The 7,884-nt window shown below is 37.5% G+C and carries 10 protein-coding genes and 1 pseudogene; 5 read left to right on the forward strand and 6 right to left on the reverse strand.

Features of this window, described 5'->3' with window-relative positions; translation table 11 throughout:
* Positions 1 to 37: 37 nt before the first annotated feature.
* Together ACTXGH_RS02940 and ACTXGH_RS02945 are read right to left on the reverse strand one after the other, a co-directional pair.
* Positions 38 to 229 (reverse strand): hypothetical protein, encoded by a 192-nt coding sequence (locus tag ACTXGH_RS02940; RefSeq protein ID WP_439297056.1) that lies wholly within the window; start codon positions 227 to 229, stop codon positions 38 to 40.
* Positions 219 to 470, reverse strand: coding sequence for a hypothetical protein (locus ACTXGH_RS02945; RefSeq protein WP_439297055.1), 252 nt, complete (start codon positions 468 to 470; stop codon positions 219 to 221). The genes ACTXGH_RS02940 and ACTXGH_RS02945 overlap by 11 nt, the downstream gene beginning before the upstream one ends.
* A 117-nt stretch (positions 471 to 587) precedes the next feature.
* Between ACTXGH_RS02945 and ACTXGH_RS02950 the strand changes: the two genes are divergently transcribed.
* From ACTXGH_RS02950 to ACTXGH_RS02960, 3 genes are all read left to right on the forward strand, one after another.
* The gene (locus tag ACTXGH_RS02950; RefSeq protein WP_439297054.1) at positions 588 to 1,025 is read left to right on the forward strand and encodes a helix-turn-helix domain-containing protein; all 438 of its coding nucleotides are present in this window, start codon (positions 588 to 590) and stop codon (positions 1,023 to 1,025) included.
* 628 nt (positions 1,026 to 1,653) lie between these two features.
* Positions 1,654 to 2,787, forward strand: coding sequence for a DUF262 domain-containing protein (locus tag ACTXGH_RS02955; RefSeq protein WP_439297053.1), 1,134 nt, complete (start codon positions 1,654 to 1,656; stop codon positions 2,785 to 2,787).
* Positions 2,788 to 3,537 (forward strand): MAE_28990/MAE_18760 family HEPN-like nuclease, encoded by a 750-nt coding sequence (locus tag ACTXGH_RS02960; protein ID WP_439297052.1) that lies wholly within the window; start codon positions 2,788 to 2,790, stop codon positions 3,535 to 3,537.
* Here the strand turns inward: ACTXGH_RS02960 and ACTXGH_RS02965 are convergent.
* The 4 genes from ACTXGH_RS02965 to ACTXGH_RS02980 form a co-directional block, all read right to left on the reverse strand.
* A complete protein-coding gene (locus ACTXGH_RS02965; protein WP_439297051.1) occupies positions 3,520 to 4,536 on the reverse strand; it encodes a DNA cytosine methyltransferase in 1,017 nt (338 codons plus the stop codon). The two genes, ACTXGH_RS02960 and ACTXGH_RS02965, sit on opposite strands and share 18 nt — an antisense overlap.
* A gap of 153 nt (positions 4,537 to 4,689) precedes the next feature.
* A complete protein-coding gene (locus ACTXGH_RS02970) occupies positions 4,690 to 5,610 on the reverse strand; it encodes a contractile injection system protein, VgrG/Pvc8 family (protein WP_439297050.1) in 921 nt (306 codons plus the stop codon).
* A 1-nt stretch (position 5,611) separates the two neighbouring features.
* Entirely contained in the window at positions 5,612 to 5,764 is a 153-nt protein-coding gene (locus ACTXGH_RS02975) for a hypothetical protein (protein ID WP_180958139.1), read from the reverse strand.
* Between the two features lie 145 nt (positions 5,765 to 5,909).
* Positions 5,910 to 6,254, reverse strand: coding sequence for a phage tail protein (locus ACTXGH_RS02980; RefSeq protein ID WP_439297069.1), 345 nt, complete (start codon positions 6,252 to 6,254; stop codon positions 5,910 to 5,912).
* A gap of 878 nt (positions 6,255 to 7,132) precedes the next feature.
* On the opposite strand from ACTXGH_RS02980, the gene mobC reads away from it, so the two are divergent.
* Complete coding sequence (mobC, locus tag ACTXGH_RS02985) at positions 7,133 to 7,480, forward strand: plasmid mobilization relaxosome protein MobC (RefSeq protein ID WP_439297049.1); 348 nt, start codon at positions 7,133 to 7,135, stop codon at positions 7,478 to 7,480.
* Positions 7,464 to 7,884 (forward strand): annotated as a pseudogene (locus tag ACTXGH_RS02990) (hypothetical protein); the annotation flags it as partial. The gene mobC and the pseudogene ACTXGH_RS02990, both read left to right, overlap by 17 nt.

A 7,884-nucleotide genomic window follows, 5' to 3' on the forward strand; every position in this document is an offset into this window, starting at 1 on the left:
GAGATTTTCAGCAGTTATATTTATTATTTATTAATAATCAATTATTGATGCGCTGAGAGTCGTCTGTGTCGTCTGTGTCGTCTGTGTCGTCTTTGTCGTCTTTGTCGCTTATAGCTTTACGTATTACTGCCGCAATAAATTCTGTGACGCTCATATTGTGTTGAGCAGCTTTTTGTTGTAGTAGTTTTTGTTCATGAAGAGTTGGATAGAGGTCGATATTATTTAACATTTTTCACTCCTTTCTTGATGTTTAAATCACTACTGTTAATATAGGTTTCACTATTTAGTAGTTCTTGATCACGACCGACTAAATAACGTCTCATAGCAACAAAGCTCATGGATCTCTGTTGTATATCCGCTAGATGTTTAAGCTCATTATGGTCATCTACTTGTAGACGAATGGGAACTGAAATCCGCTTAGACTTTTGTAGTTGACCTTTGATAGTAGAAGTTAATGCAGTAGTAAGCATATTGAGATATCCTATAATTAATAGTGTGTTTAAATGAAGTGTTTTACTCGATTGAGTTCATATTAATACAAATGTGTTACACATACAAGTGTTTCATCGATTAAATAAGTGTCTTTTATGATAAATGCTAGTTTAGAAGAGATAGGCAAAAGAATTGAGCTTGAAAGGGTACGTTTAAACCTTAAGAGTTTAGATGTATGCTCTAAGTTGGATATACATCCTAATACTTATCGTAACTATGAATCAGGTAAAAGAGATATACCAGCCTCTCTATTATCTAGGCTCATATATATGGGTTTTGATATTATGTATATATTGACAGGAGATACGTTGCGTGACTGGGCTAATGATCTAGACAGCGTTGTTAGAGGTGACGAAAAACCATCTTTTGGTAGACGTTTATTGCCAAATAGAGATGAAACTCGTTATGACGAAGCTTTAGAAAGATTAATTCGTGTTGAAGACACATTCCAAAAAGCGGGGGCTACAAGTAACGAGGATTACACGTTGAAGGATATTGTACAGATGGCTCTAATTGTATCTACTTCGAAGTAGTCATAACAAAAGGATTAAAATTTATCCTGAATATTTGGCTAACGATTCTCGAAATAAATGGCCATAAATCTACAAGCCAATTAGCTCGTTCGCAGTAATCTCCTTCAATATTGCATTTTTTGGAACTAAGTATGAACAATGTTACACCATCTACTTTGCAAATAATTTTCATTAACTATTGTAAAGTTATCTAAAATCAAAGAGGTTCAGGTGCGTTGTTAGAAGAATTAATGATATAGCCAGTACTACAGTTGATGGACCGTTAGCTGCAACTAGTGAAAATTGGCAATATACTGTTAATAATGGTATCCGTACCGCAGATACATATGCCGTTAAAAAACAAACCAAACGCCACTTTCATTGGGAATGATGTCTAAGCAAGTTTAATCAAACAGTGCGGCGGAGATTACGAGGGTGAGCAATTACTGACTATAGTGAACGACGGTGAAGGTAGTACCAGTTATGCATAGCTGCGCCCTTTATTTAATGTAAATGAGTTATCTGATGAACTTGATGATGAAAGTCAGCTTTGGGAAGTCACGGTCGCCAAATATAATGGTTAGGACTTTTAGATAATAACTTTAGTTATACACAAAATTAATTTTCATGTGTAAAAGGAAATATAACCATGCCATATCAAAACCAACTATTTAGTAAAATAGACGTCATAGAAGCTGAAGCAGAAATAAAAAACAACCAAAAGCAGTTTGATTTTGATATCAGGGAATATCCTATTGAAGTTATATCTGAGAAATTTAATCCATCACAACAAGACCCTGAAATATTTATACCTGATTATCAAAGAGAATTTGTGTGGACTGAAAAGCAAAAATCTTTGTTCATTGAATCTTTACTTATAGGATTACCTATCCCCTATCTATTCGTTGCCGACATTGATGAAGATGAAGACCCGTACACTGAAGGTAATGTAGAAGTAATTGATGGTGCACAAAGAATTCAAACCATCTATGCATATTTAAATGATAAGCTAACTTTAATTGGTATGGAACGTCTTAAAATTTTAGAAGGTAGTATATTTAGTGACCTACCTCCTGTCAGACAAAAACGTTTTAAGCGTAGTACTGTTAGAATGATTGAACTTCAAAACGTTGATGAAGATGCAAGACGTTTAATGTTCGATCGCTTAAATAGCGGCGGGACTAAGCTTACTGATATGGAGAAATGGATAGGCACAAAAGATAGTGCTTTTATAGATTTCATTAGACGGCTTGCTTCAGATGAAAAATTCCTTACTATGACGCCAATGCCAGAATCTAAAGTAAAAAGACGCGAAAGAACAGAATATGTTTTAAGGTTCTTTGCTTATAGAGATAGATATCTAGACTTTGGGCAAAGAACAGATGGAACAAAGGATAATAGTGTCCTTGGTTTCTTAGATGACTATATTGGTGATATGGATCAGAGATTCGATAGTAATAAAAAAAATGAGTTAGAAAAAGAATTCTTAAATATGCTGGAGTTTGTTCAAAAATATTTTCCTAACGGCTTTAGAAAATCTGCTACTTCAAAATCAGTATCTAGGATTCGTTTTGAAGCCATGTCTGTTGGATCAAGTTTAGCGCTTGCGGAGGACTCTAGTATTTCTCCAACTGATAATTACTGGGCGTATGAAGATCCGGATTTTTTAGCGATGATACGTTCAGATGCTAGTAACTCTAGACCAAAAATTAAGAAGAGAATAGAGTTTGTGAAAAATAAGCTGTTAGGGGATGAAGTGAGTTTGGAAGATGAGGTGGAGTAGATGCAAATTAGTAATGCAAATCTCCAGTTTGCCTATGAAAACTTTGAGATAAGGCTTCAAGAAGTAAAAAATTACGTTCTTTTTGTAAAAGAATTAGCAGACATAACTTCTCCAAGTGTAATCAATGAGCATCATATCAATCAAAATGGATATCATCCCACTTTTCCTTCTTACCCTATAGATAGGGAACTGCAAAAAACATTAAGAGCTTCAACATATCTTTTATTGTATAACTTAATGGAATCGACAATGAGTGAATCTATTGATGCGATACATGAAACTATAAAAGAAGAAGGGCATAGTCTGCTAGACCTATCAGAAAAACTACATAAAGTAATTCTACAGTCTTTTAGTAAAGGATTGACTGAAGAAAAAGTATCAGAATTTTCTAGAGATAATGGAGACATTAGAGAAAGATTGTTAGACTTAGGATATGATAAAAGAAAGCTTTTTAGCGGTAATATTGATTGTGGTGTAATAGAGAAATATTGTAGAAAATATGGTATTAGTGTTTTACCTTATCGATATAATGACACACCTTTGTTATGGAATACTGAAGTTATAAAAGCTATTAAGCAAAAGCGTAACTCCTTGGCTCATGGGTCAGAGTCTTTCGCACAATGTGGACAAAACATGCCTGTTGATACGATTGATGATAACTTGAAAAGCGTCGAGGCTGTGCTGATGGGTGTATTTAACGGGTTGAATAACTTTCTAACCCGTCAAAAGTACTTACGCGCTTCTCAGTAAGCTGATTCCAACTACTTCGCCTAACCTGACAGGAACAGCGTTACCAATCATCTTACCGATAGATTTGATGTGAAAATCACCTTTACAAAACTGGTAATCTTCTGGAAAAGTCTGGAAGATTGCCGCTTCACGTAATGATATAGCTCGATGCTGTGATGGATGTCCAAAGCGACCATTCCCAAATCCATAGCACTGGGTGGTCATCGTTGGGGCAGGCTTACCCCATTCCATACGACCATAAACACTAATATAAGATTTACCTGACTCTTTTTTATGGCAAGCCGCTAATAATTCTTCAGGCCAGTCTTTCCACGTCCCACCTGCCTTTGAAGCTTTAATACGCTTCATATTCAATTCACTTAATTTTGAGCATATATGTAGCGCATCTTTCGGGCTCTGTTTACCAGCGTATAATACGGGCAAGTTTTTAATCACATCTCCTACAGTTACAGGCTTATCATGTGTTGGTGGTATGAGTTTAATATTTTTAGATATTAAGCTAGCCAATAAAACGTGACGCTTACGCGTCTGTGGTATTCCATACTGTACACAATCAACTTTATTGGCAGATACGCTATATCCTAGTTCTTCAAGCTTGGATACAAAATCGTGGTACACCTTATGTTTGGTAACATCAGGGACATTTTCCATTGTTACCAGTTCAGGGCGAACCTCTTGGATCAATCTCATGAAGTGGTAGAGCAATGGCCACTTTTTATCTAAAGTAGTATCTTTCCCTTGGTTATAAGTAGAAAATGGTTGGCATGGCGCACAGCCTGCTAATAGGCGGATAGCGCCTTGAGAGTACCAGCTATTAATTTCATCTGCTGTGACATCTGCCACGTCTTTGAGAATAAAGCTAGCACCATTGTTATACTCATAGCCATACTGACAAGAAGGCTCTATGTCATAGCCAGCTTTCACCTCTACACCAGACTTAATAAGACCTGCTGTTAGACCGCCGATACCACAGAATAAGTCAACTGCTTCAATGTTCATTTCATATCTCCTCTACGTTAGAATGATACACTAACTAGGTGAAAAACTCGAGCAGAGAGACAATTTTTTTTAAATTTAAACCCTAGTCTCACATTTAATGCCAGTACTACAACCACTACCTGATAGGTAATGTGTCACTTCTACGACTGTCCATCAATGCTCCTCAATGTACGGTCGAAAACCTCGCCCTGTGGCAGTGCTATCAGCAATAATATCAGGACGCGCTACTGCTAATGTCAAATCAAAGTTCGCCACTTGGCGAGCTTTTTTGTTCGCGCTCGCTTTTACCTTTGATACCGCCTCATTTCTTGATTTTGCCGGTTTGGTCAGTACATGAGATTTGTCATTTGGTAGGGCGTCCATCGGTTTGGACTTACCATCTTTGACGCTAATATGCTTAGTCTTATCATCATGATAGCTAGCTGTCGTCTCGTCATAGTCACTGGTACGATCGGCGCGACTATAGCGATGACTGTCACTAGACTGACGAGTGATAGTAACTTCTCCCAATGCCGCCCCTGAAGGTGATCTTGCATTGGCAATCGGTTTGGTAATCAGCCACCCCGCCTTAATCGTACACATCAAATCATGGTCATCACAAAGCCTGGGCAATAGATTGATATCACTCTCACGGTGCTGATCGACATGATCTATCATCATCGCCACTACCGTCGCATCAATTGATAATATCAGGTCATGACGTTTGGCCACACTCGAAGCTATTTCACCAAGCTTGTGCTGATGATATCTGTCACTGCGCTTTACCTTCAATGATGACTTAAAATCGGCTGACTTGGCGCGGATCTGCAACTGGTCAGGTGTGTCGCTGTGCTCTGCTTGGTCAATAGTAAAGGTGCCTTTGTCTATCATGTCGCCAGTTTCAGGCATTGTGAGCCATAGCCTTATTTCGTTACTATTGGTAGGCAAGGGTAGCGCGGCATCATGATCAGATAGCGTCAGTGATAGCTCATCCGCTCCAATACCACGCTTGTCTGTAATCGATAGCCTAATCAGGCGCTTCTCAACCTGCGCTGTGCGATCAATGCCTTCAATCGTAAGTTTGAATAGGTTCATGTTAGCTTTTCCATGCAATGATAAGTTCTGGTAGTTGCCATAAAATAATCAACAACGATATGAAAAAAGCGATACCTAAGAGCGTTTTAGGTAAGCCATAGTGTTCGACACAAAGATGCATAATTTCCAGTCCAAGAGTAAATAAATCTGTCATAACTTAAGTTCCTATCAAAGATTAGATAAGACTAGGTTAAATCAGCTTTAAAACGTCTCTTAGGGGGTGTTCCACCTCTATCTTCTTACATTTTTTACGTGGAACAGGGGTCTATACGTTATTTGAATGTGTGTTATACGTCTGCTCAATCCTGGTCTAAAATGGCCACTTGCTCACGCTCGCTATCATCTGCCAACTTGAGTGCTAAGCTAAAACTAATTTTACGAGCAGTACCGTCTGACAATAAGTGTGATTGAGTCTCACTGATGTCAGTGATATAGCACATGCCGTAATAGTAACCCTTGCCATTCATGAGCGCGTAAGTCTTACCAGTCGCTGCCATGTCTCGCAACTCATCTAATGAGACAATACCATTGGTTATCTCTGGATAGAGCGTGCCAGACAGTGATATGTCATCATTATCTTGACCGATATACTGCATATGTAGTCTGGTACCGACAGCATTGCCAGATAGAAGGTCTTTGTTAATAGCTAGAAACTAAGTTTGTCAGTTTAGAAAAAGATAGAGTGAGGAAAAAGCACAAAATATAAGTATCATACATTGTTAACAATATAAATTTATAGAACGTCAAAATAGGATAGGTAGCAAACAGAGGCACTAAAGTACAGTGTCAAAGGGTTTTTATGACAGTAGTATATGGACATTCGTATATTAATTTTGAATTGGTATATCCATAGTAATAACTTTGAATATCTTATATTTAACTAAACGTTATCAGCTGCAAGTACACTTACTATCAGTATTGGAAACGACTATGACGGCAAAAAAAAAGAGTACAGAAACTTCATTAATCACATGCTCTATTATTACCATATCAAATATAAATAATGCTTTAGGAACATAAATAATACAAATAATTTTAAGTTTTACACACTCTCTTTAAACATATAAAGCGTATAAATATTTTCATTTATATGCCGATGTTTGGAGGGTATAAAGCGATGTCTGCTTGCTATAAGTGTTTGTTCAAAGCCTATCTTTTATATCCCACGCATTATATATTCTATTCTCTTAGCATCAATAGCAAGCACAGACAGCGCCCCCTCTCTACTTCGTTATGAGGCTGCACTGTCGTCTTGTAAGGGGAAACCCCTTAACCCCAAAAGCAAAGAAATTAACCTTATGACTAGTGAGGTAGATAGATGTAGATGATGATATGAAAAGAAAAATATTAAAAGTAATGTCTAACGTAAGAAGGACATTAATAGGTATGGATCAACCGAGAAAAAACAACAAGAATCATTATGATGAATATCATTTAGAAAAAATATTAATGGGGTGACGTACTTATAGGTTGAGTAGGTGTCAAGAGTAAGGGCTGCCACAGATAATGGAGTAATTTTAAAATGGCTAAGTTAATCAGAACTAAACCGTCTATAAGAGAGAAGTCGATAAAAATACGTGTCACTATTGACGAGTTTTTACAATTAAAACAGAAAGCAGACGGCAAACCACTTGCCCCTTTTATGCGTGACTTTTGCATTAATGCAAATATACCCAAAAGTAGAAAACTGACTCCAAAAGTCGATCCGGAATTTATGCGAGCTTTTGCTGGCGCTTGCAACAACATCAATCAGCTTACAAAGCAGATTAATACCTATGGTTTTGGTGTGTCACAAGAAGTATTGAGGCAAGAAGTAGTCTTGCTGCGTGAGGAAGTTGAGAAGGTAAAAAGCTATGCTAGTCAGTTTTAATCGAAGAGGAGGAGCTAAGGATAACCGAAAATCTAGCGGTGGACGAGCTGTTAGAGATTATTTACTAGGCAAAGATAATAATAGAAGATACGCGCGTGTTCTGAAAGGCGAGCCTGAAGTTACAACTGAAGTTATCAACGGATTAAATTTTGCAAAGATATATACAAGTGGTGTCCTAGCATTTGACTATGGTGAAGGAGACAAACTCAATGATAAAAAGAAGCTCGAGATTATAGATAGCTTTGAGCAGACACTATTCCCAAATCTTGCCATAAATCAGTATACAGGCTACTGGGTAGAGCATACGGATAAGGTGTTAATCGATCATGAACCGCCCCGGGATTGTCGGAGACTCAACATTCTGAGAGAATACAACGATGAAAACACGACACTACACCCCCGAG

Origin of the sequence: Psychrobacter sp. 1Y10, from assembly GCF_052259005.1 — a bacterium.
GTDB classification, from domain to species: Bacteria; Pseudomonadota; Gammaproteobacteria; order Pseudomonadales; family Moraxellaceae; genus Psychrobacter; species Psychrobacter saeujeotis.